This is a genomic window from Burkholderia sp. IT-111MI5, assembly GCF_949752865.1.
GTDB lineage: Bacteria > Pseudomonadota > Gammaproteobacteria > Burkholderiales > Burkholderiaceae > Burkholderia > Burkholderia pyrrocinia_C.
Genome location: NZ_CATKIF010000011.1, coordinates 1,078,070 through 1,099,084, shown reverse-complemented (window position 1 = coordinate 1,099,084; position 21,015 = coordinate 1,078,070). Strand labels below are relative to the sequence as shown.

Genomic DNA, 21,015 nt, shown 5'->3' with positions numbered 1-21,015 from the left:
CGCGCGCCGGGTCAGGCTGCCGCAGGAACAATCCCGCCTACGCGGTCGCAATAGGCGGCCGTGTAGTCGATGAACGCCTTCACCTTCGCGGGCAGCAGCGCGCGGTTCGCGTACGCGAGCTTGATCTCGACGAACGCGTCGACGAGATCGGCGCCCTCCAGCAATTGCACGAGCGCGCCCGACGCGAGTTCGGCTTCGACGAGCGTTCTCGGCACGACGCCGATGCCGAAGTCGTGCATCACCATTTCGCGGTTGAAGACGGGGCTGTTCGACGAGATGTCGAAGCGGTACGGCACGGTCAGCGTGTCGCCGTCGACGCGGAACGACAGCGCGGGCCGGCGCAGCGACGGCGATATCGGCACGAACGGATGATCGGCCAGGTCGGCCGGCGTCTCGGGGCGCGAATGTGCGCTCAGATACGCGGGCGTCGCGACGATCACGACCGGAATGCGCTCGACCAGTCGCACGACGGTCGTCTCGCTCGTCAGCATGTACGGCACGACGATGCCGATGTCGTAGCCTTCGCCGACGAGATCGACGGGGCGCTCGGTCAGCGTGACGTCGAGGCGCACTTTCGGATGCGCGCTCTTGAAGCCGGCGATCAGCGGCACGAGCCGGTTCAGCGCGGCCGTCGTGTGCGCGACGAGACGCAGCAGGCCCTCGGGTTCGCGCGTCTGCGTCTGCGCGTCCGCTTCGAGTGCGTCGAGTTCGTCCAGCACGGCCGCGCAGCGCTCGTAGATGCGCTCGGCGGTTTCGGTCAGCGACACCTGGCGCGTGGTCCGGTGCAGCAGCCGGCTGCCGAAGCGCGCCTCCAGATCGGCAACAGCACGCGACACGACCGGCCGCGCGAGGCCGTGCATGTCGGCGGCGCGCGTGAAGCTGCGCATCTCGACCACCGACCGGAAAATCCGCAGCTTGTCGATGTAGTCCATGTCCGTCTCCTTGACGCGATGGCGGGGCGCCGGACACTCCTGGCCGGCCGCCGGCTCCGTTACGGCGGAGTGTACATTGACTTTATGCATATGCACATATAAATTGCGGAGCATGAACGACAACCCGATTGCCTTAGCGTGCAACTGCCTTGCGCTGCGTCAGGCGGCGCGCTTCGTCACGCAACTGTACGAACGCCATCTGGCCCCGGTCGGCGTCACGCCCGCGCAGTTCTCGATCATGGCGAACCTGACGCGTCGGCCCGGCCTGCTGATGAGCGAACTCGCCGAATCGCTCGTGATGGATCGCACGACGCTGCTGCGCGCGCTGAAGCCGCTGCAGCGCGACGGCTTTGTCGCGACGGCCGCATCCGAGCACGATGCGCGCGCGCATGCGCTGAGCCTCACGAAGCTCGGCGAGCGCACGTTCGCGCGGGCGTTGGTCGCGTGGCAGGCCGCGCAGGACGAATTCGAGACGCAGTTCGGCGAGGGGCGCGCGAAGGCGCTGCGCGATGAACTGTTCAGTCTGACCGCGGAGCGCTAGGCGGGGCAGGTGGCTGGCGCGTTGCGTCGAACTGGAGCGGATTTCGAGCCATCGACCGCGTTGGTAGAGCTTGAGGCGCGGAAGCACGGCCTCCATTACCGAAAATTGGTTTTCAAGCTGTCCGGATAGATGGTGATCTGGACAGTTTTTATTTCCAGTTGTAGAGTCCTCTGACGGATTTCACGCGCCGGCGCCGCCGGCACGAGTCACGAGGAGCAACCGATGCTGCAGTTGAGCGACCGCGACGACGCGATGTTGCGCGGGGATTTCGGCGACGGCGTCGCCCGCGCGATGCGGATCGTCGCGCGCACGGCGGAAGTGATGTCCGCGCCGCACCTGATCGACATCACGTCAGCGCATATCGACGGCTGTCTTTATCACGGCCAGACGAGCCTCGACTTCGTCGAGTATTTCGTCGACACGGGCGCGAAGGTCGCGGTGCCGACCACGTTGAACGTCGGGTCGCTCGACCTGATCCATCCCGAGCTGTACCACGGCGACCGTACGATCCAGCGCGATGCGCAGCGCCTGATGGATGCGCATCTGCAACTCGGCTGCGAATCGAGCTTCACGTGCGCGCCGTATCAGTTGAAGAACCGTCCCGCCAAAGGCGAGCAGATCGCGTGGGCCGAATCGAATGCGATCGTGTTCGCGAACTCGGTGCTCGGCGCGCGTACGAGCCGGTACGGCGATTTTCTCGATCTGGCCGCCGCGATTACCGGGCGCGCGCCGTACGCGGGTTTGCATGTCGAAGCGAACCGCGCCGCGCGAATCGTGTTCAACGCGCCGGACTTCAGCCGCCTGCCGTCGCGCGACATCTATTTCGCCGCACTCGGCTTGGCTGTTGGCAAAATCGCGGGCGCGATCGTGCCGGCGATCGTCGGGCTGCCGGCGGATACCACCGAAGACGAACTCAAGGCGCTCGGCGCGGCCGCCGCATCGAGCGGGGCCGTCGCGCTGTTCCATGCGGTGGGCGTGACGCCCGAGGCGCCGACGCTCGACGCCGCATTGCACGGGCGCGCGGCGCAGCGCACGGTCGACGTCGCGATGGCCGATCTCGACGAGATTCGCCGCACGCTGAACCACGGCGCGGCCGGCGACGCACTTGTCGCGGTGGCGCTCGGCACGCCGCATTTCTCGCTGGCCGAATTCCGCACGCTCGATGCGTTGCTCGATGCGTACGACGGCAAGCCGGCCTGCGATTTCTACGTGAACACGAGCCGCTTCATCTTGTGGGAACTGGGCGAAGCCGGCCTCGCGGACAAGTTCGCCGCGCGCGGCATCCAGATCGTCGTCGATACCTGCACGTACATCACGCCGGTGATGAAGCAACTGTCGGGGCTGGTGATGACAAACTCGGGGAAATGGGCGTCGTATGCGCCCGCGAACATCGGCGTGACGGTCGCATACGGCAGCATGCGCGAATGCGTGCGTTCGGCGTACGAAGGAAAGGTGCGATTCGATGACTGACGCGACGGGCAAAGTACTGACGGGCGACACGCTCGTGCCGGGCAGCGCATGCGCGAGCGCGTTCGTGCTCGACAAGCCGCTCAGCTTCTGGGGCGGCTACGATTCCGGTGAGGGCAAGATCGTCGATCGCGGGCATCCGCAGGCCGGCGCGAGTCTTGCCGGCAAGGTGATGGTGATGCCGCACGCGAAGGGTTCGAGCTCGAGCAGCAGCGTGCTCGCGGAAGCCGTGCGCAACGGCACGGGGCCCGTCGCGATCGTGCTGAAGGAGCGCGACCTGATCATCTCGATCGGCGCGATCGTGGCCGCCGAGCTGTATGCGATCGCGGTGCCGGTGGTGTGCGTGACCAATGACGTGTATGACGCGATCGTCGCCGCAACCGGCGAGGTGCGGATCGATGCGGGCGACGGGGATGGCGGCGCGCGGATCTACGTCGGCGGCTGACGCGTCGTGCGTTATCGACTCAGATGAAGCGAATGCGCCGAGTATCGTCCGCCGCGAGCGACAGCGCATCTAGTGCGGCATGCATCTCGCGCTTGCCGCCCGGCTGCGCGAGCCGTCGGATCTCGGGCCACACGATCACGCCGAACACAGTGCGCAGCATCGTGCTCAGCAGGAACAGGCCGATCGCGCCGCCGGCGAACCACATGGCCGCGTCGAGCATCCCGCCCTTGCCGTGCGATACCGCGGACATGATCCCGAGGATGAAGACCAGGGCGACCAGCAGGAACAGCGTCACGAACACATCGATGCGGGCGCCGGCGATTTTCGCGGGGCGAACGAGATACACCGAGCCGTCGGTCACGTTGCGGATGCCGTAGATGGCGAGGCGATCCTGGCCTTCGGTGTAGGCGACATCCAGCCGATCGCCCGCGACGATGAACAGGCTTCGCGTTGCGCTGGTCCTGAGCGTGAGCGGCGCCTCGAACGCGTCCAGCTGCAGCGCGATTTCCTCGATGCTTCGCGTGGTCCAGCCGAGGTTGTTGCTCCAGACCTGCGTACTAATCGTCTTCTGGCTGACCGACGTCACGCAGCCGGATGCGATCCGCATCGAACCATCGGTCATGCGTGGCTCCGTTCCATCGTGAAACTGGCGGGTTCGTACTGCCACTTTTCCTGCGCTTCGCGACGCTGCGGTTGGAAGACCAGATCGGACAGGCCCGCGATCGCGAGCAGTGTACCTAGCAGGCTGATGATGCTCACGAGCAACGCCAGTGCGCACACGAACGCCCAGCTTGATTTGAATGCCGCGGCACCGACCAGCAGGCTCAGCATGAAGATGATCGACGCCCACGTGAGCAGCGACAGGTTGCTGTCTTTTTGTCCGAGCGCATCGTAAGGCGCGATCGCCAGATCGGTGCTTCTGATCCACGCGATCCGGTGACGGCCGCGATCCTCGAACACGCACGCGCGCACCGCCGTGCCGGGTTTCAATTGGTCGATCTGCTTGAACGCTTCCGCATCGATGTCGCCGGCCGCGATGAAGTAGCAGGCGCCCCGCATCGTCAGGCGGTAAAGCGGCACCTTCTTGATATCGGCCTCGACACGGATGAGGTTCGTATCGATACGGTCGATCGTCGCCTCGATCAGGGTGGTGTGATTACGCATGGTCGGGAGAGTGCGCCGGTCGGCGCCGCTTTGGCGTGACATTGATCATACCGATGAAATCACACGCAGGCACCTCGTGCCACGGACGGCATTCTGTCAGTCACGTGCGTGGTCCGCCGGCCGCTTCCCGATACGCACTTGGCGTCTGCCCGGCCCAGCGCCGGAATGCGCGCGTGAAATTCGCCGGATCGGTGAATTGCAGCCGCTCGGCGATCGTCTTCAGGTCGAGATCCGATGCGGCGAGCAATTGCTTCGCGTCACGAAACCGCGCTTCGTCGAGCAAGAGCCGATAGCTCGAACCGGTTTCCTCCAGGCGGCGCCGCAGCGTGCGTGTCGACACGAGCAGCGCGTTGGCGAGCATTTCCGGCCCCGGATAAACGCCGGTTGCTTTCGCCAGTTCCGCGCGCACGCGCTCGACCAGATCGCCTTCCTCCTGCCGCACCTGCGCGTACTCGCGCTCGACCTGCACGAGCGCCTGCCGGTGCGCGACTTCGTCGGCGAGCGGCAGCGGCCAGTCGAGCACGTCGCGCGCGATCCACAGCGCGTTTGCCGCGCAACCGAATTCGACCGGCGGCAACTGGTCGCGATAGCGCGCGAAATACGCGGGCTCCGGCCACATGAATTGCAACGCGATCGGCGGCGACGCGCGTCCGGCCCATTGCGAGATGTTCTGCGCGAGCCCGGTCAGCACGAATTCGAACATCACGTGATGCTGCAACACCGGGCTCGCCTGCACACCGTGCAGTTCGAGCGTCGCGCCGCGTTCGTCTTCTGCATAGGTCAGCCGATATTGGCGGTTGCGCATCCGGAAGTAGCGTTGCGTGACGGACAGCGCTTCGCGGATGTCCCGCGCGGTCAGCGTCGCGTAACCGAGAAAGCCGTGCACGGTCGGCTTCAGCAGCAGCCCGAACGCGAGCCCGATGCCCGGATCGCCGCCGATCTCGATCGCATTGAGCACGAGCCGCCCCCATTGCGACGGCGCGACGCGCGCGTCGGGTTCGGCCAGCACCGCGTCGCGCAGGCCCGTGCCGGCGCGCACGGCGGCCAGGTCGACGCCGCGCGCGGCCAGCGCCTGCAGCAGCAGGCGCGTATAGGCGACCGGAATCGTCGGCCGGCGCAGCCCGAGGCGGTCCTTGGCGAGTGGGGAGGTCATGTCATTTTGGCCGGAAATGACAAGCATTATGGCTGTTTGCCCCCTCACGTTCAAGGCGGCGCACGCCTACGATGCAGGCATCGCTTACCGGCAGGATCACCATGACGACCACCTTTCCCCACCTGCTCGCGCCGCTCGATCTCGGCTTCACGACGCTGAAGAACCGCGTGCTGATGGGCTCGATGCACACGGGCCTCGAGGACAGCCGCAAGACGCTGCCGCGGCTCGCCGAATATTTCGCCGAACGCGCACGCGGCGGCGTGGGCCTGATCGTGACGGGCGGCTTCGCGCCGAACGTGGCCGGCTGGACCAAGCCGTTCGGCGGCACGCTGATGACGTCGGCCGCCGCGCGGCGGCATCGCGAGATCACCGGCGCCGTGCATGCGGAGGACGGCAAGATCGCGCTGCAGATCCTGCATACCGGCCGCTACGGCTATCACCCGTTCGCGGTCGCGCCGTCGAAGATCAAGTCGCCGATTTCACCGTTCGCGCCGCACGAACTGAGCGCGGGCGGTGTCGAGCGGCAGATTCGCGCGTTCGTCCGCTGCGCGAAGCTCGCGCGCGAAGCCGGCTACGACGGCGTCGAGATCATGGGCTCCGAGGGCTACCTGATCAACCAGTTCATCTCGATGCATACGAACAAGCGCACCGACCAGTGGGGCGGTTCGTACGAGAACCGCATCCGCTTGCCGATCGAGATCATCGAGCGCACGCGCGAAGCGGTCGGCCGCGATTTCATCCTGATCTACCGGCTGTCGATGCTCGACCTGATTCCGGACGGCAGCGACTGGAGCGAAACCGTGCAGCTCGCGAAGGCCGTCGAGCGTGCGGGGGCGACGATCATCAACACGGGAATCGGCTGGCACGAGGCGCGCGTGCCGACCATCGCGACGTCGGTGCCGCGCGGCGCGTTCGCGTGGGTGACGAAGAAAATGAAGGGCGAGGTCGGCATTCCGCTCGTGACGACCAACCGGATCAACCGGCCGGAAGTGGCCGAGCAGATTCTCGCGGATGGCTGCGCGGACATGGTGTCGATGGCGCGCCCGCTGCTCGCGGATGCCGAGTTCGTCGTCAAGGCCGCGCAGGGCCGCGCCGACGAGATCAACACCTGCATCGGCTGCAACCAGGCGTGCCTCGACCACGCGTTCAAGAACAAGATCGCGTCGTGCCTGCTGAATCCGCGTGCGTGCCACGAGACGGAGCTGAAATACACACCCGCGCCGCAGCCGAAGCGCATCGCGGTGGTCGGCGCGGGGCCGGCCGGGCTCGCGTGCTCGACCGTGCTCGCGCAGCGCGGCCATCAGGTCGACCTGTACGACGGCGCGGCCGAGATCGGCGGGCAGTTCAACATGGCGAAGCGGGTTCCGGGCAAGGAAGAGTTTCATGAAGCGCTGCGCTACTTCGGCCGCCAGGTCGAGCTGACCGGCGTGAACCTGCACCTGAACCGCCGCGTCGACGCGAGCGACCTGATCGCGGGCGGTTACGACGAGATCGTGCTCGCGACCGGCGTGGCGCCGCGCGACCCGAAGATTCCCGGGCAGGACGGCCCGAATGTGCTCAGCTATATCGACGTGCTCGCCGGCAAGCAGCCGGTCGGCCGGCGCGTCGCGGTGGTCGGCGCGGGCGGGATCGGCTTCGATGTCGCCGAGTATCTGGTGCAGGACGGCGAGTCACCGGCGCTCGATCTGGAAGAATGGAAGGCCGAGTGGGGCGTGACCGACCCGGCCGCGACGCGCGGTGGCGTGACGCGTGCGCAGGTTGCGGCGCCCGCGCGTGAAGTGACGCTGCTGCAGCGCAAGGCCGCGCCGCTCGGCAAGGGGCTCGGCAAGACGACCGGCTGGATTCACCGCGCGACGCTGAAGATGAAGCAGGTGAAGATGATCGGCGGCGTGAACTACGAGCTGATCGATGCGCGCGGGCTGCACGTGTCGTACGGCGAGCAGCGCACCGATCACGAAGTAATCGAAGCCGACACGATCGTGCTCTGCACGGGGCAGGAGCCGCAGCGCGCATTGCTCGCGCCGCTGCAGGCGGCCGGGCGCTCGGTGCACCTGATCGGCGGCGCGGAACTGGCCGCCGAACTCGATGCAAAACGCGCGATCGATCAGGGCGCGCGGCTCGCGGCGCGGCTCTGATTGCTCGATGGCGCGGCTGCGCGTGACCGCGATGGCATGCGCTGTCCCAGGATTCGGCGCTTGCGCCGGCGCGGCCTGACCGGAAGGCCGCGCCGGCCGCCGGGGTCATTCCATCTCGACGCGCTGTGCCTCTGTCTCTTCCGCCTCGAGCATCGCCTTGACGATCAGATAGACGGCAGGTAGATCGTCGTCGTCGCGCTTCCAGTCGACGGCTTCCTCGATGTCCGCCGCGACCATTCGGCTGTCGCGCAGCCGGATGAATGCATCGACGACGGTCGGATCGTTGCGGTTCAGGAAACCGGCGTTCGAGAACGCCAGCTCCTCGACATTCAACAGCGCCTGCCAGCTCATCGTGCGGACCGCGGCCGGATGGCTGCGGCGTCGCAGGCCGAGCGCCCGCTGCGCGGGGGCGCCGACGACGCGTTGAAGATCGACGACCGCCTGCCGCGCGGCGCGCTCGAAGTGGATCGGGTTGAAACCGGGTTGCTCGGGATCGAATGCGGATGACTGGAACATGGTCGCCTCACAAAAATCCGTCCGTCGATGGGTGACGGAATTCGGGTCAAATGGTGCAAAAGCACTGTAAATATATACAGTGTTCGAGGCGGTTTCAAGTCCCGAATGAAGAATCTTGCAGCAGGGCCGGGCGGCCCTGGCGAAGGCGACCGAAACCGGCAATCGGGCACCGTCCGGCACGCTGTTCCCCGCCGTGCCGAATCCGGCCGCCGTCGTTGGCTTATACCGATGCTGCAATCGTCTCCCGCAGCCACCGATGCGCCGGATCGCGATGCACGCGCTCGTGCCACAGCATCGACATTTCATAGCCGGGCACCTCGACCGGCGCTTCCACGACACGCAGCGCGGGCACGTCGCGCACCAGCCGCTCGGGCAGCATCGCGACGAGATCGGTGCTGGCGACGGCCGACATCACGAACAGGAAATGCGGCACGGACAGCACGACGCGCCGCGTGGCGCCAACTTTCGCGAGCGCTTCGTCCGTCACGCCGAAGAAGCCGCCGCCGTCGGGCGACACGATCACGTGTTCGAGCGTGCCGAACTGCGCGAGCGTCGGGCGCCGCTTCAGCTTCGGATGCCCGGCGCGGCCGATGAGCACGTAGCGCTCGACGAACAGCGGCAGGCGCCGCATGCCGGCCGGCGAACCCTCGGTCGTATGGAAGGCCAGGTCGATGCCGCTTCGCTCGGCATCCTGCTCGATGCGCGGCGGCACGAGCTCGACGACGGCCAGCCGCGTACCGGGGGCGGCCGCTCGCAGCGTGTTCAGCGCGGGCAGCACGATCGTCGATTCGCCGTAGTCGGTCGCGGCCACGCGCCAGGTGTTCGTCGCGGTTGCCGGATCGAACGGCGTGGCGGGAATCACCGCGCGTTCGACGGCTTCGAGCGCGTCCCGCAACGGCTCGCGCAGCGCTTCCGCACGCGCGGTCGGTCGCATCCCGCGCGGCCCCGGCAGCAGCAGCGGATCGCCGAACAGGTCGCGCAGTTTCTGCAACTGCACGCTGACCGACGGCTGCGACATGTTCAGCTTCTCGGCCGCGCGCGTGACGTTGTGCTCGGCGAGCAGCACGTCCAGCGTGACGAGCAGGTTCAGGTCGAGTCGCCTGAGATTATTCATGGCTATACCTGGAATATCAGGAATTCATTTCAAATATACCTTTGGAGGCGGCATCCTGCAGTCATTCAATCAACGGAGTGACTAACATGAATGTGCTGATCGTTTATGCCCATCCCGAACCGCGTTCGCTGAACGGCGCGCTGCGCGACTTTGCCGTCGGGCATCTCGAAGCGGCCGGCCACAGCGTGCAGGTGACCGATCTGTATGCGATGAACTGGAAGGCGGCGTTCGACGCGAACGACGTGACCGATCGCGCGCCCGATGCGCGTTTCGATCCGTCGCTCGATTCGAAGCACGCGTTCGCGACCGGCACGCAAAGTGAAGACATTGCGCGCGAGCAAGACAAGCTGAAGTGGGCCGATGCGGTGATCCTGCAGTTTCCGCTGTGGTGGTTCTCGATGCCGGCGATCATGAAGGGCTGGGTCGAGCGCGTATATGCGTTCGGCTTTGCCTACGGCGTCGGCGAGCATTCGGACACGCGCTGGGGAAACCGCTACGGCGAAGGTTCGCTTGCCGGCAAGCGGGCGATGGTGATCGTCACGGCAGGCGGGTGGGAATCGCACTACAGCCCGCGCGGCATCAACGGGCCGATCGATGACGTGCTGTTCCCGATCCAGCACGGGATTCTGTATTACCCGGGTTTCGACGTGCTGCCGCCGTTCGTGATCTACCGGACGGGAAAGATGAACGACGCGCGCTTCGAGGAAACGCGCGCGGCGCTCGGCAGGCGTCTCGACGATCTGTGGACCACGCAGCCGATTCCGTTCCGGCGGCAGAACGCGGGCGATTACGAGATTCCGGCGTTGACGTTGAAGGAGGAGGTTGCGCCGGGGAGGGCGGGGTTTGCGGCGCATCTGGTCGCGTGACAGGAGCCGCGCATCCCGATGCGATGCGGTACCCGCAACCGCCGAATGCAAAACGACACGGGTGCCCTGCGAGAAATCGCCGGCTGCCAGTGTCGCCCGTCTCACGGTCGTGGATAACGGCCGCGATTCACCTTGATTTACCGATCGTCTTCCCGCACCGAAGACGGATGCCTACACAGCGCCCGCACCTCGAGTTCCATATACGGAAACAGCGGCAATTGACTGAGCAGATCATGCAGCTGCTGCACGCTCTCGACGTCGAAAATGCTGACGTTCGCATAGCGCCCGGCGATCCGCCACAGATGCCGCCAGATCCCTTCGTTCATCAACCGCTGGCACATCGCCTTTTCTTCCGCCTTCAGCGTCGCCGCCTTGACCGGATCCATGTCCGCCGGCAGACGGACCGTCATTTCCACATGAAACAGCATCCTGTACTCCTTGCGTTATCGATTCGTCGAACGGGAAAGCCGCTCAGGCTTGCGCGCGGGCCCGCTCGACTTCGCTCGCCGGCACGTCCTGCTTTTCCTTGAGCAGCGAGAAATCGAAGTCGATCAGCGCGAACTGCCCGTCGACACCGTACGGCTTGCCTTGCGCGCCTTCGGCCTGCTTGATCTTCGGGATCAGCCCTTCGCGCGTCGCGAATGCGAAGTCGTCCCAGATGTGCGGATCGCCTTCGATGTTGATCTGCGTTGTCAGCTTACGATAACCGTCCGCCGAAACGAAGAAGTGAATATGCGCCGGACGATGGCCGTGGCGGCCGAGCTGGTCGAGCAGCTGCTCGGTCTTGCTGCCCGGCGGCACGCTGTAGCCGACCGGCAGCACGCTGCGGAAGCTGTAGCGGCCTTCGGCATCGGTGCGGATCGAGCGGCGCAGGTTGAACGCGGGCTGCGATTGATCGAAGTACGAATAGTTGCCGAGATGGTTCGCGTGCCATACCTCGACCAGCGCATTCGCGATCGGCGCGCCATCGGTGCCGAGCACCTGGCCGCGCATGATGAGCGTCTGGCCCGGATCGGTGCCGTCGTCGAGGCGCGCATGGCCGACCGACTCCGGCGCACCGGCGACATACAGCGGCCCTTCGATCGTGCGCGGCGTACCGCCCTGGATGCCGGCCTTTTCCTCGGCCTCGTCCATCCGCACGTCGAGGAAGCGCTCGAGGCCGAGGCCCGCGGCGATCAGCCCGAATTCGCGGCCGGCTTCGTTCAGGTAGTTCAGCGCCGTCCAGAACTCGCTCGGCTGCACGTCGAAGTCCTCGATCGTGTAGCAGATGTCCTTCACGATCCGGTTGACGATCGCGCGCACGCGCGGGTTGCCGGGCTTCTCGGCAGCGTCGTCGAAGGTCTTCAGCAGGGCGTCGATGGCTTGCTTGTTCATCTGTGTCTCCGGTTTCGGTTGTCGTGTGGGGATCAGCGGGCGTCGCGTCGCATCCGTTCGATGCGGGCCCAGTCGAAGGTGATGCCGAGGCCGGGCGCAGCCGGCAGGTGCAGCTTGAAATCCTGGTAGCGCAGCGGCTCGACGAGGATTTCCTCGGTGAGCAGCAGCGGGCCGAACAGCTCGGTGCCCCATTTCAGCGAGTCGAACGTGCTGAACAGTTGCGCGGACGCCATCGTGCCGGCCGCGCCTTCGAGCATCGTGCCGCCGTACAGTTCGATGCCGGCCGCCGCCGCGATCGACGCGACGCTCGCCGCGCCCTGCAGGCCGCCCGATTGCGCGATCTTCACCGCGAACACGTCGGCCGCGCGATCCTGCGCGAGCGCGAACGCATCGACGGGGCCGTGCAGCGCCTCGTCGGCCATGATCGGAACCTGCGCGAGCTGCGTGAGGCGTTTCAGCCCCGCGCGGTTGGTCGCGGCGATCGGCTGCTCGACCAGGCTCACGCCGGCTTCCGCGAGCCGCGCGCCGGCCCAGATCGCGTCGGTTTCGCTCCACGCCTGGTTCACGTCGACCCGTACGTCGCCGCGCTCGCCGAGCGCGCGCTTGATCGCGACCACGTGCGCGACGTCGTCGGCGACCGCGTTCGAGCCGATCTTCAGCTTGAACGCGCGGTGGCGGCGCGCTTCGAGCATCGCTTCGGCTTCCGCGATGTCGCGCTGCGTGTCGCCGCTCGCAAGTGTCCATGCGACGTCCACCGCATCGGTCCTGCGGCCGCCGAACAGCTCGGACAGCGGCACGCCGAGACGTTGCGCCTGCGCGTCGAACAGCGCGGTCTCGATCGCGCATTTCGCGAAGCGGTTGCCCTGGAACAGCTTGCGCGCCCGTGCCATCGCGGCGCCGGGGCGCGTCGCGTCCATGCCCTGCAGCAGCGGCGCGAAGTAGGTATCGATGTTGACCTTGATGCTTTCGGGGCTCTCCTCGCCGTACGCGAGGCCGCCGATGGTCGTTGCCTCGCCGACGCCTTCGATACCGTCCGTGCATCGAGCTCGGACCAATACGAGGGTCTGGCAATTCATCGTGGCGACCGACAATTTGTGGGGCCTGATCGTCGGCACGTCGACGAGCAGCGTCTCGATGCGTTCGATGGTGGCGGCAGTTGCTATCATGCGATTCCTCCTGTTGGTGCACATGGTAGGAATTCCCGCCCCGCGTCGTCCAACACTCTTTCCGACTACTTCCATACCTTTGAGGCATGAAATGGAATTGCGTCAGCTCCGCTACTTCATCGCCGTCGCCGAGGAAATGAACATCACGCGGGCTGCCGAGCGGCTGCACATGACGCAGCCGCCGCTGAGCCGCCAGCTTCAGGCGATCGAGGACGAGATCGGGCTGCCGCTGTTCGAGCGCGGCGCGCGGCCGCTGAAGCTGACGGACGCCGGGCGCGTGTTCTATACGCAGGCGAAGCGCCTCGTCGACCAGGCCGACGAGCTCGGGCCGCTGACGCGGCGGCTCGCGCAGCTGTCGGAGCGGATCGTGATCGGCTTCGTGCCGTCGACGCTGTACGGCGCGCTGCCGGACGTGATTCGCGCGTTTCGCGAGGCGCAGCCGGACGTCGAGCTGTCGCTGATCGAAATGTTCACGCTGGAGCAGCTCGGTGCGCTGAAGGGCGGGCGGATCGACGTCGGGTTCGGCCGCCTGCGTTTCGACGACGACCAGGTCGTGCGCGAGGCGCTGATCGAGGAAAAGCTGATCGCGGCGCTGCCGGCCGGGCATCCGCTTGCCGATCCCGACCGGCCGCTCGTGCTCGCGGATATCGCGAACGAAACGCTGATCGTCTATCCGAGTACGCCACGCCCGAGCTTCGCCGATCAGCAGTTATCCGCATTGCGCGACGGCGGGCTGGTGCCGGCGGCCGTCCATGAGGTGCGCGAATTGCAGACGGCGCTCGGGCTCGTCGCCGCGCAGGTCGGCGTGTCGCTGGTGCCGGAGAGCGTGGAGGGCGTGCGCGTGAGGGGCGTCGTCTACCGGCGGCTGCCGGAACCGGCCGCGACGTCGCCGATCATCATGAGCCGCCGGCTGCACGGCGAAAGCGCGGCGACGGCCGCGTTCTGCGCGATCGCGCGGGAGATGATCGTACCGGCGGCATAAGGGCTGCTGTCCGGATACAAGCCGCTGCAACTAACGGTCTATTTCGACGTATCCGTTCGAATTCGGAGAAGGTGTCGCGATATCGCGTTATTCAGGATATTCAGCACGCCGGGCCGCGTTTGTTTCCTGCATGAATCAATTTAAAACCGTGCTCGCGGAATGCTTCGAGGTCAGATTAACGAGAAAAAGATTATCGGCGCGCATTTCGATTATTGCGGCGCATGGTTTTTACTATCCCATCATCGACCGATAAATCGGCCGTGTTGCCCTCCGTAAACAAGGGTTGGAGAACGGGTTTCCCGTTCCGCACCGACCTGGAGCATTATAAGGAGAGCAACGTGGGCCGATTTGAAAGAAGCATCAAGTTCAGGATTTTTTTCGCGCTCGCCACGTGCGTCGCATTAATGGTGGCAATCGGCGTGTTCGGCATATTCGGCCTGTCGAGGCTGAATTCGAACGTCCATAGCGCTTATGCAGGCAATACGCTGCCGATCAGCGAATTATCGGAAATTCGCGCCGCCACATTCGGGATGCAGCTTCAGATGCGTCGGGTGCAGGCCGCGCGCGATCCCGAGCGGACCCGCAGAGGGATCGACGAGGTTCGTGCCGAGCAAGGCCGTCTCGACACGATCTGGAACCGCTACTACGACGAATCGATCACGAGCGACAAGGAGCGTCAGATCGCGGACCGGATCCGTGGCGTGCTGCCGCGCTTCGGAGCGGGTGTGGGCGAAGCGGTTACGGCCATGAGCGGCGGGGACTACGACGCAGCCGCTGCGGCGATCGACAGGCTGTCGCCGGCCGCAGGCGCGCTCAAGCAGGCGCTCGACGACGACATTGCACTGACCATCGACCAGGCGAAATCGTTCGTCGACGATAGCGCGTCGACATTCAGGATCATTTTATGGATTGCGATCGGCCTGATCGGCATCGGCGTGCTGATCGCGGTGTGGGTGTCCGCGCACCTGCTGCGGCACATCTCGACTCCGCTCGGAAAGGCCGTACGCGTGGCCGACGAAATCGCCGGCGGCACGCTGGACAACCGGATCGACATCGATTCGCACGACGAATTCGGCCGGTTGCTCGGTGCGCTGGCGACGATGGATCGACAGCTCGGTACGACGGTGCGCGGCATCAAGCGCAGCGCGGAAGCGGTTGCGGTCGCGTCGCGCCAGATCGCGAGCGGCAATTCCGATCTGTCGGCCCGCACGGAAGAGCAGGCCGCGTCGCTCGAGGAAACCGCGTCGAGCATGACGCAACTGACCGAGACCGTGAAGCAGAACGCCGACAACGCACAGCAGGCCAATACGCTCGCGACGCGCGCGACCGGGATGGCCGATGCCGGCAACGACGCCGTGCAGAACATGGTCGCGACGATCGAGCAGGTCAGCAGCAGCTCCAGCCAGGTTTCCGACATCACGGGCGTGATCGAGGGCATTGCGTTCCAGACCAACATCCTCGCGCTCAACGCCGCGGTGGAAGCGGCGCGTGCAGGCGAGCAGGGGCGCGGCTTCGCGGTGGTCGCGAGCGAGGTGCGCAGCCTCGCGCAGCGTTCGGCGGCCGCCGCGAAGGAGATCAAGGAACTGATCGGCGCGTCGGTGTCGATGATCCGGGACAGCGCGCAGCAGGCCACGGGCGTTGGCGCGACGATGGGGCAGGTGAAGCTGGCGATCAAGCAGGTGTCCGATATCGTCGCCGAAATCGCGGCCGCGTCGCGGGAGCAGAGCCAGGGGATCGAGCAGGTCAATCTGGCGATCGAGCAGATGGATACGGTGACGCAGCAGAACGCGGCGCTCGTCGAGCAGGCGGCCGCGGCGGCGCATTCGCTCGAAGAGCAGGCCGGCCATCTGCAGGACGCGATGTCGGCGTTCAAGCTCGCCCCGAACCCCGTCGATGCGACCGCCACGATGGTGTCCGCGCCGGCGCGTTCGCCCGTGCCCGCGAAACCGCCCGTGGTTGCGCCACTGGCGGGGGCGCTGACCGCACAGATGCCGGGTGGGTCCGCGGAATGGAATGCATTTTGATCGGGATAGCGGTCCGCGGCCTGCTGCGACGGGGAGTATCCACCCATGAACGTCTTGACGTGTCCGACCCGTGCCGCACTCACCCTCGATGCGCTCGTCGACGCATGTGCGCGTTTCAATCCGTCGGACCGGGATCAGCGGCTGATCGTTCGAACGCTGATCGTGCCGATGCTCGCCCGGCGGTTGGAGTGGTTGGGGCTTTTGTTGCGCGCGAGTCCGTGCAGCGAGGCTACTGATGATCGAGCAGGTCGAACGCGCGCTGGCGTGCGCGTCGGCCCGGCTCGACAACGTGCGCCGGCCGTCTGCGGATGCCGCGCACGACGCCGCGCCGGGGCGCGGACTGCCGGGGTGAGCGTCGGGGCTACCGCAGAACATGCAACCGGCCGTCAATTCCGGCGCGGGTGGAAGACGCGAGTTGTGCTGATGGCGATCGGCAAGACGTCCAGGGAAATACAACGAGCAGCGTGGAGCGATACGAGCGCGTGCCGATGCGGTTCCGGCGTCACCGTTTCCCGTCGAGCGTCTCCGACGGCGATTCCCCGAACTTCTCCCGGTACGCGATCGCGAACCGCCCGAGGTGGGTAAACCCGCAATCGAGCGCGACATCGGCAATCCGCCGGTCGGACGCCGCACCGCGCAGCAGCTCGCGCGCATGGTCGAGCCGCGTCGCGCGCAGGTATTGCATCGGGCTCATCCCGCGGAACTGCAGGAACGCGTCGCGCAGCGTCCGTTCCGGCACGTTGGCGGCGCGGACGATATCGGCGAGCTGCAGCGGCTGCGCGTAATGCGCGTTCACGAACTCCTGCGCGCGCCGCACGAAGCCCGGCGCCGGGTCGCGGTGCGACGCGTGCAGCACGGACGGCGGGTGGCCTTCGATCAGCAGGTCGATCAGCAGGTGCTCGAGCTGCGACGCGACGCGCGGGTTCGCGTTCGCGCGTTCGAGCAGTTCGGGCGAACGCGCGACGAGCATCAGTTGCTGGCGCCACGCGGCGAGCGCGGCGTCGCTGATGTGCAGCACGGGGTCGAGCATTGCGCGCGGGTCGCCGGTCAGCGAGCCGACGGTCGCCGCGTCGATGCGCAGCACGAACTGCTCGCAATCGGCGGACAGCACCGCGTCGAAGCGCTCGCCGGGTGCGCACAGCACGCCGGTCTGGCCGTCGACGCCGAGCTGCCGCCCCATCGCACGCACCTCGGCCTGGCCGGACAGGCAGAACATCAGCAGGTAATAGCCATCGACCGCGTCGACCTGCACGCGCATCGCGTCGCCGAACGCGATCGTGCCGATCCCGAGCCCGCCGAGCCTGACGAAATCCATGTGCGACGCGCCGTGCACGCGGCCGTTCGGCAGCAGCGCGTGCGGCTGCATCACGCGCGAGATCCGCTCGCGCGTCTCGTCGAGATCGCGGGATTCGAACAGCCGGTGCGCGCGCAGCGCGAGCGGCTCGAACGACGTTGGGGACATGGGCATCAGCCTGATTGTGGACGGCGCACTTCGATCCGACGAATGGGTCTCGATCAAGTGCCGCATCGTGTGTGCCGTCATGCTAGCTCAGAAATCCGCCGAAAGTGGATATTGCATCGCCGCAATCGCACTTTCCGGATAGACGGCGAATATTAGCCTTCCAAAAATGGACCCCATCTTGTTAATGAAACGGAACGACCAGGAGTCCGACATGGAGCAGACAGAATCGCCCGTCGTGTTCGCCGCGCGCGACGACGCATCCGACGTGAGCTTTCCGCACGACGACGGCTCGCGCGTGCCGTACAAGGTGTTCAGCTCGCGTGCCGTCTACGACCGCGAGCAGGAACGCATCTTCCGCGGGCCGACGTGGAACTTCGTCGCGCTGGAAGCGGAAATCCCGAACGCCGGCGACTTCAAGAGCACGTTCGTCGGCGACACGCCGGTGGTTGTCACGCGCGCCGAGGACGGCACGCTCGCCGCATGGGTGAACCGCTGCGCGCACCGTGGCGCGCAGGTGTGCCGCAAGTCGCGCGGCAACGCGACCTCGCACACGTGCGTGTATCACCAGTGGAGCTTCGACAACACGGGCAACCTGCTCGGCGTGCCGTTCCGGCGCGGCCAGAAGGGGATGACCGGGATGCCGGCGGATTTCGATCCGAAGCAGCACGGGCTGCGCAAGCTGCGCGTCGACAGCTATCGCGGGCTGGTGTTCGCGACCTTCAGCGACGACGTGATGCCGCTGCCCGACTATCTCGGCGAACAGATGCGCCCGTGGATCGACCGGATCTTCCACAAGCCGATCGAGTATCTCGGCTGCACGCGCCAGTATTCGAAGTCGAACTGGAAGCTGTACATGGAGAACGTGAAGGACCCGTATCACGCGAGCATGCTGCACCTGTTCCATACGACCTTCAACATCTTCCGCGTCGGGATGAAGGCGCGTTCGATTCCGGACGCGAACCACGGGCTGCACAGCATCATCACGGTGACGAAGACGAACGACGACACGTCGGCCGCGTACAAGCAGCAGAACATCCGTTCGTTCGACGAGGGCTTCCATCTCGAAGACGAATCGATCCTCGATCTCGTATCGGAATACGACGAGGACTGCACGAACCATATCCAGCCGATCTTCCCGCAGCTCGTGATCCAGCAGATCCACAACACGCTGGTCGCGCGACAGATCCTGCCGAAGGGCCCCGACAACTTCGAGCTGATCTTCCATTTCTTCGGCTATGCGGACGACACGCCCGAGTTGCGCGCGCTGCGCATCAAGCAGGCGAACCTCGTCGGGCCGGCCGGCTATATCTCGATGGAGGATACGGAGGCGACCGAGCTCGTGCAGCGCGGCACCGTGCGCGACGGCGATGCGACGTCGGTGATCGAGATGTCGCGCGGCAATCCGGACCAGCAGGACACGGTGATCACCGAAAGCCTGATCCGCAAGTTCTGGGTCGGCTACCAGAAGCTGATGGGCTATTGAAGCGGGAGCGAGAAATGACGGAAGACATGAAGACGTGGTTCGAGATTTACATGCTCCAGAACCGCTACATCGGGCACCTCGACAACGACCGGCTCGAACGCTGGCCGGAAATGTTCACCGAGGACTGCACATACGAAATCGTGCCGAAGGAGAACGCGGATCTCGGGCTGCCGGTCGGGATCGTCCACTGCACGAACCAGCGGATGCTGCGCGACCGCGTGGTGTCGCTGCGGCACGCGAACATCTTCGAGGAGCACACGTACCGGCACATGACGTCGGGCCTGACGATCGTCGCGGAACGCGACGGCGAGATCGACACCGAGAGCAACTACGTGGTCGTGCAGACGCGCAGCAACGGCGAGTCGAACGTGTACCAGGCCGGCAAGTACTACGACACGGTCGTGCGCACGCCCGACGGGCTGCGCTACAAGACCAAGCGCGTGATCTACGACACGTCGCGCGTGCAGACGCTGCTCGCAACCCCGATCTGACGAAGCAAGGAACCGACATGACCGAAGCAACGCTCGCCGAGTGGCATCCGCTCGGCGCTTTCGACGAATTCTCCGAAGACGAGCCGGCAGCGCGTGTCGCCGGCCAGAAGCCGATCGCCGTGTTCCGGATCGGCGACGAACTGTTCGCGATGCACGACCTGTGCACGCACGGCCATGCGCGGCTGTCCGAAGGTTATGTGGAGGACGGTTGCGTCGAATGCCCGCTGCACCAGGGGCTGATCGACATCCGCACCGGCGCGCCGAAATGCGCGCCGATCACGGAGCCGGTGCGGACCTATCCGCTCCGGATCGTCGACGGGCAGGTGGAAGTCAATGTCGGCTGATCCGTTCGTGATCGTCGGCGCGGGCCACGCGGCGCGGCGCACGGCCGAAGCGCTGCGCGAACGCGATGCCGCCGTGCGCATCGTGATGATCGGCGCGGAGCGCGAGTTGCCGTACGACCGGCCCGCGCTGTCGAAGGATGCGCTGATGAGCGACGGCGGCGAGCAGCGCGCGTTCGTGCGCGATGCGGCGTGGTACGACACGCAGCGCATCGAGCTGCGGCTCGGCACACGTGTCGATGCGATCGAGCGCGACGCGCAGCGCGTGCGGCTCGACGACGGCACGACGCTGCCGTACGCGCGGCTCGCACTCGCGACGGGTTCGCGGGTGCGCACGTTCGGCGGCGCGATCGACGAAGGTGTCGAGCCGCATTACGTCCGCACCGTCGACGATGCGCGTGCATTGCGCGCGAAGCTTGCGCCGGGCCGCCACGTCGCGGTGCTCGGCGGCGGGTTCATCGGCCTCGAGGTCGCGGCTGCGGCGCGCCAGCTCGGTTGCGACGTGACGGTGATCGATCCTGCTCCCCGATTGCTGCAGCGTGCGTTGCCGGAAGTCGTCGGTGCGTATGCGCGTCAGTTGCACGACGCGCGCGGCGTCGTGTTCCAGATGGCGACGCTACCGCGTGCGGTTCGCCGTGCGCCGTTCGGCGGTGCGCTCGTCGAGACCGATCGCGGCGACGTGCAGGCCGATATCGTCGTGGTCGGCATCGGTGTCGTGCCCAATGTCGAGCTTGCACAGGCGGCCGGGCTCGACGTCGACAACGGGGTACGCGTCGACGCGGGCTGCCGCACCGCCGATCCCGCGATTTTCGCCGCGGGCGAGGTGACGATGCACTTCAATCCGCTGCTCGGGCGTCACGTGCGGATCGAATCGTGGCAGGTCGCCGAAAACCAGCCGGCCGTCGCGGCCGCGAACCTGCTCGGCGCGGACGAAGCCTATGCCGAGCTGCCGTGGCTGTGGTCCGATCAGTACGACTGCAACCTGCAGATGCTCGGGCTGTTCGGCAGCGAACGCACGATCGTCGTGCGCGGCGATCCGGCGAGCGGGCCGTTCACGGTGTTCGGGCTGGGCGACGACGGCAAGATTGTCGCGGTGGCCGCGGCGAACCTGGGGCGCGACATCGGCGCATCGCGCCGGCTGATCGCGGCGGGGGCGGTGCCCGATCCGGCGAAACTCGCCGATCCGGCGGTGAACCTGAAGACGTTCCTGTAACGGCGGCAGGCGCGGCGAGTATGGCAAGCGCGGCGGTCGGATTGCATCGGCGATGACGTCGCCGGCCGCGCGTTTGCCGGACGGTTGCGCGACGTGGCGGGTGACGTGATGCGCGGCGGCGGTCGCGCGGGCCCGTCGCGCATCAT

21 protein-coding genes are annotated in these 21,015 nt (G+C 66.3%); 11 read left to right on the top strand and 10 right to left on the bottom strand.

What is annotated here, in order from left to right; genetic code table 11:
* Positions 1-11 precede the first annotated feature (11 nt).
* A complete protein-coding gene (locus ACM6JT_RS13185; RefSeq protein ID WP_034185081.1) occupies positions 12-932 on the bottom strand; it encodes a LysR family transcriptional regulator in 921 nt (306 codons plus the stop codon).
* 112 nt (positions 933-1,044) lie between these two features.
* Here ACM6JT_RS13185 and ACM6JT_RS13180 point away from each other — a divergent pair, with 112 nt between their 5' ends.
* From ACM6JT_RS13180 to ACM6JT_RS13170, 3 genes are all read left to right on the top strand, one after another.
* Entirely contained in the window at positions 1,045-1,473 is a 429-nt protein-coding gene (locus ACM6JT_RS13180) for a MarR family winged helix-turn-helix transcriptional regulator (protein ID WP_243566202.1), read from the top strand.
* A 222-nt stretch (positions 1,474-1,695) separates the two neighbouring features.
* Positions 1,696-2,943, top strand: a complete 1,248-nt coding sequence (locus tag ACM6JT_RS13175; RefSeq protein WP_217589867.1) for an aconitase X — start codon at positions 1,696-1,698, stop codon at positions 2,941-2,943.
* The gene (locus tag ACM6JT_RS13170; protein ID WP_414856605.1) at positions 2,936-3,385 is read left to right on the top strand and encodes an aconitase X swivel domain-containing protein; all 450 of its coding nucleotides are present in this window, start codon (positions 2,936-2,938) and stop codon (positions 3,383-3,385) included. Before ACM6JT_RS13175 ends, ACM6JT_RS13170 begins: the two co-directional genes overlap by 8 nt.
* Before the next feature lie 19 nt (positions 3,386-3,404).
* Here the strand turns inward: ACM6JT_RS13170 and ACM6JT_RS13165 are convergent, their stop codons facing one another.
* The 3 genes from ACM6JT_RS13165 to ACM6JT_RS13155 all read right to left on the bottom strand — a co-directional run bounded on the left by ACM6JT_RS13165 (position 3,405) and on the right by ACM6JT_RS13155 (position 5,729).
* The gene (locus ACM6JT_RS13165; RefSeq protein WP_105393425.1) at positions 3,405-4,007 is read right to left on the bottom strand and encodes a hypothetical protein; all 603 of its coding nucleotides are present in this window, start codon (positions 4,005-4,007) and stop codon (positions 3,405-3,407) included.
* Positions 4,004-4,549, bottom strand: a complete 546-nt coding sequence (locus ACM6JT_RS13160) for a hypothetical protein (protein WP_414856604.1) — start codon at positions 4,547-4,549, stop codon at positions 4,004-4,006. Before ACM6JT_RS13160 ends, ACM6JT_RS13165 begins: the two co-directional genes overlap by 4 nt.
* Positions 4,550-4,649: 100 nt before the next feature.
* Positions 4,650-5,729 carry an AraC family transcriptional regulator gene (locus ACM6JT_RS13155; protein WP_414856603.1) on the bottom strand — a complete coding sequence of 360 codons (1,080 nt, stop codon included), beginning with the start codon at positions 5,727-5,729 and terminating at the stop codon, positions 4,650-4,652.
* A 74-nt stretch (positions 5,730-5,803) separates the two neighbouring features.
* Between ACM6JT_RS13155 and ACM6JT_RS13150 the strand changes: the two genes are divergently transcribed.
* Positions 5,804-7,837, top strand: coding sequence for an NADPH-dependent 2,4-dienoyl-CoA reductase (locus ACM6JT_RS13150; RefSeq protein WP_034185086.1), 2,034 nt, complete (start codon positions 5,804-5,806; stop codon positions 7,835-7,837).
* Positions 7,838-7,942: 105 nt separating this feature from the next.
* Here the strand turns inward: ACM6JT_RS13150 and ACM6JT_RS13145 are convergent, their stop codons facing one another.
* Both ACM6JT_RS13145 and ACM6JT_RS13140 read right to left on the bottom strand, forming a co-directional pair.
* Positions 7,943-8,353 carry a DUF2471 family protein gene (locus ACM6JT_RS13145; RefSeq protein WP_034185087.1) on the bottom strand — a complete coding sequence of 137 codons (411 nt, stop codon included), beginning with the start codon at positions 8,351-8,353 and terminating at the stop codon, positions 7,943-7,945.
* A 220-nt stretch (positions 8,354-8,573) separates the two neighbouring features.
* Positions 8,574-9,467: a LysR family transcriptional regulator gene (locus ACM6JT_RS13140; RefSeq protein WP_414856602.1), complete on the bottom strand. Its 894-nt coding sequence runs from the start codon at positions 9,465-9,467 to the stop codon at positions 8,574-8,576.
* 86 nt (positions 9,468-9,553) lie between these two features.
* On the opposite strand from ACM6JT_RS13140, the gene ACM6JT_RS13135 reads away from it, so the two are divergent.
* Positions 9,554-10,333, top strand: a complete 780-nt coding sequence (locus tag ACM6JT_RS13135; RefSeq protein ID WP_414856601.1) for an NAD(P)H-dependent oxidoreductase — start codon at positions 9,554-9,556, stop codon at positions 10,331-10,333.
* Positions 10,334-10,470: 137 nt separating this feature from the next.
* On the opposite strand, the gene catC is transcribed toward ACM6JT_RS13135, so the two are convergent.
* The 3 genes from catC to ACM6JT_RS13120 are packed head-to-tail and all read right to left on the bottom strand — an operon-like array spanning position 10,471 to position 12,873.
* Entirely contained in the window at positions 10,471-10,761 is a 291-nt protein-coding gene (gene catC / locus ACM6JT_RS13130) for a muconolactone Delta-isomerase (RefSeq protein ID WP_034185107.1), read from the bottom strand.
* A 43-nt stretch (positions 10,762-10,804) separates the two neighbouring features.
* Entirely contained in the window at positions 10,805-11,707 is a 903-nt protein-coding gene (catA, locus tag ACM6JT_RS13125; RefSeq protein ID WP_131948029.1) for a catechol 1,2-dioxygenase, read from the bottom strand.
* Positions 11,708-11,739: 32 nt separating this feature from the next.
* Positions 11,740-12,873, bottom strand: a complete 1,134-nt coding sequence (locus ACM6JT_RS13120) for a muconate/chloromuconate family cycloisomerase (RefSeq protein ID WP_414856599.1) — start codon at positions 12,871-12,873, stop codon at positions 11,740-11,742.
* A 91-nt stretch (positions 12,874-12,964) separates the two neighbouring features.
* On the opposite strand from ACM6JT_RS13120, the gene ACM6JT_RS13115 reads away from it, so the two are divergent.
* Both ACM6JT_RS13115 and ACM6JT_RS13110 read left to right on the top strand, forming a co-directional pair.
* A complete protein-coding gene (locus ACM6JT_RS13115; protein WP_034185110.1) occupies positions 12,965-13,855 on the top strand; it encodes a LysR family transcriptional regulator in 891 nt (296 codons plus the stop codon).
* Positions 13,856-14,193: 338 nt separating this feature from the next.
* Positions 14,194-15,879 (top strand): methyl-accepting chemotaxis protein, encoded by a 1,686-nt coding sequence (locus ACM6JT_RS13110; RefSeq protein WP_414856598.1) that lies wholly within the window; start codon positions 14,194-14,196, stop codon positions 15,877-15,879.
* 502 nt (positions 15,880-16,381) lie between these two features.
* Here ACM6JT_RS13110 and andR read toward each other — a convergent pair.
* A complete protein-coding gene (gene andR / locus ACM6JT_RS13105; RefSeq protein ID WP_175746410.1) occupies positions 16,382-17,341 on the bottom strand; it encodes an anthranilate 1,2-dioxygenase regulatory protein AndR in 960 nt (319 codons plus the stop codon).
* 211 nt (positions 17,342-17,552) lie between these two features.
* Here andR and andAc point away from each other — a divergent pair, with 211 nt between their 5' ends.
* From andAc to andAa, 4 genes are read left to right on the top strand one after another with little or no spacing between them, the layout of a single operon-like run.
* Positions 17,553-18,824, top strand: a complete 1,272-nt coding sequence (gene andAc / locus ACM6JT_RS13100; RefSeq protein ID WP_034185205.1) for an anthranilate 1,2-dioxygenase large subunit AndAc — start codon at positions 17,553-17,555, stop codon at positions 18,822-18,824.
* A gap of 14 nt (positions 18,825-18,838) precedes the next feature.
* Entirely contained in the window at positions 18,839-19,315 is a 477-nt protein-coding gene (gene andAd / locus ACM6JT_RS13095) for an anthranilate 1,2-dioxygenase small subunit AndAd (RefSeq protein WP_131948025.1), read from the top strand.
* A 17-nt stretch (positions 19,316-19,332) separates the two neighbouring features.
* Positions 19,333-19,659, top strand: a complete 327-nt coding sequence (andAb, locus tag ACM6JT_RS13090; protein ID WP_034185113.1) for an anthranilate 1,2-dioxygenase ferredoxin subunit AndAb — start codon at positions 19,333-19,335, stop codon at positions 19,657-19,659.
* Positions 19,649-20,869 carry an anthranilate 1,2-dioxygenase system ferredoxin--NAD(+) reductase gene (gene andAa, locus ACM6JT_RS13085; RefSeq protein ID WP_414856597.1) on the top strand — a complete coding sequence of 407 codons (1,221 nt, stop codon included), beginning with the start codon at positions 19,649-19,651 and terminating at the stop codon, positions 20,867-20,869. The genes andAb and andAa overlap by 11 nt, the downstream gene beginning before the upstream one ends.
* Positions 20,870-21,015 lie beyond the last annotated feature (146 nt).

Excerpts from the sequence above, each read along its gene's own strand:
- ACM6JT_RS13180 (WP_243566202.1), top strand. The coding sequence starts at position 1,045 with ATGAACGACAACCCGATTGCCTTAGCGTGCAACTGCCTTGCGCTGCGT.
- ACM6JT_RS13145 (WP_034185087.1), bottom strand. The coding sequence starts at position 8,353 with ATGTTCCAGTCATCCGCATTCGATCCCGAGCAACCCGGTTTCAACCCG.
- catA (WP_131948029.1), bottom strand. The coding sequence starts at position 11,707 with ATGAACAAGCAAGCCATCGACGCCCTGCTGAAGACCTTCGACGACGCT.
- ACM6JT_RS13140 (WP_414856602.1), bottom strand. The coding sequence starts at position 9,467 with ATGAATAATCTCAGGCGACTCGACCTGAACCTGCTCGTCACGCTGGAC.
- ACM6JT_RS13115 (WP_034185110.1), top strand. The coding sequence starts at position 12,965 with ATGGAATTGCGTCAGCTCCGCTACTTCATCGCCGTCGCCGAGGAAATG.
- ACM6JT_RS13185 (WP_034185081.1), bottom strand. The coding sequence starts at position 932 with ATGGACTACATCGACAAGCTGCGGATTTTCCGGTCGGTGGTCGAGATG.
- catC (WP_034185107.1), bottom strand. The coding sequence starts at position 10,761 with ATGCTGTTTCATGTGGAAATGACGGTCCGTCTGCCGGCGGACATGGAT.
- ACM6JT_RS13155 (WP_414856603.1), bottom strand. The coding sequence starts at position 5,729 with ATGCTTGTCATTTCCGGCCAAAATGACATGACCTCCCCACTCGCCAAG.
- ACM6JT_RS13150 (WP_034185086.1), top strand. The coding sequence starts at position 5,804 with ATGACGACCACCTTTCCCCACCTGCTCGCGCCGCTCGATCTCGGCTTC.
- andR (WP_175746410.1), bottom strand. The coding sequence starts at position 17,341 with ATGTCCCCAACGTCGTTCGAGCCGCTCGCGCTGCGCGCGCACCGGCTG.
- ACM6JT_RS13170 (WP_414856605.1), top strand. The coding sequence starts at position 2,936 with ATGACTGACGCGACGGGCAAAGTACTGACGGGCGACACGCTCGTGCCG.
- ACM6JT_RS13165 (WP_105393425.1), bottom strand. The coding sequence starts at position 4,007 with ATGACCGATGGTTCGATGCGGATCGCATCCGGCTGCGTGACGTCGGTC.
- ACM6JT_RS13135 (WP_414856601.1), top strand. The coding sequence starts at position 9,554 with ATGAATGTGCTGATCGTTTATGCCCATCCCGAACCGCGTTCGCTGAAC.
- ACM6JT_RS13175 (WP_217589867.1), top strand. The coding sequence starts at position 1,696 with ATGCTGCAGTTGAGCGACCGCGACGACGCGATGTTGCGCGGGGATTTC.
- andAa (WP_414856597.1), top strand. The coding sequence starts at position 19,649 with ATGTCGGCTGATCCGTTCGTGATCGTCGGCGCGGGCCACGCGGCGCGG.
- ACM6JT_RS13160 (WP_414856604.1), bottom strand. The coding sequence starts at position 4,549 with ATGCGTAATCACACCACCCTGATCGAGGCGACGATCGACCGTATCGAT.
- ACM6JT_RS13120 (WP_414856599.1), bottom strand. The coding sequence starts at position 12,873 with ATGATAGCAACTGCCGCCACCATCGAACGCATCGAGACGCTGCTCGTC.
- andAc (WP_034185205.1), top strand. The coding sequence starts at position 17,553 with ATGGAGCAGACAGAATCGCCCGTCGTGTTCGCCGCGCGCGACGACGCA.
- andAb (WP_034185113.1), top strand. The coding sequence starts at position 19,333 with ATGACCGAAGCAACGCTCGCCGAGTGGCATCCGCTCGGCGCTTTCGAC.
- andAd (WP_131948025.1), top strand. The coding sequence starts at position 18,839 with ATGACGGAAGACATGAAGACGTGGTTCGAGATTTACATGCTCCAGAAC.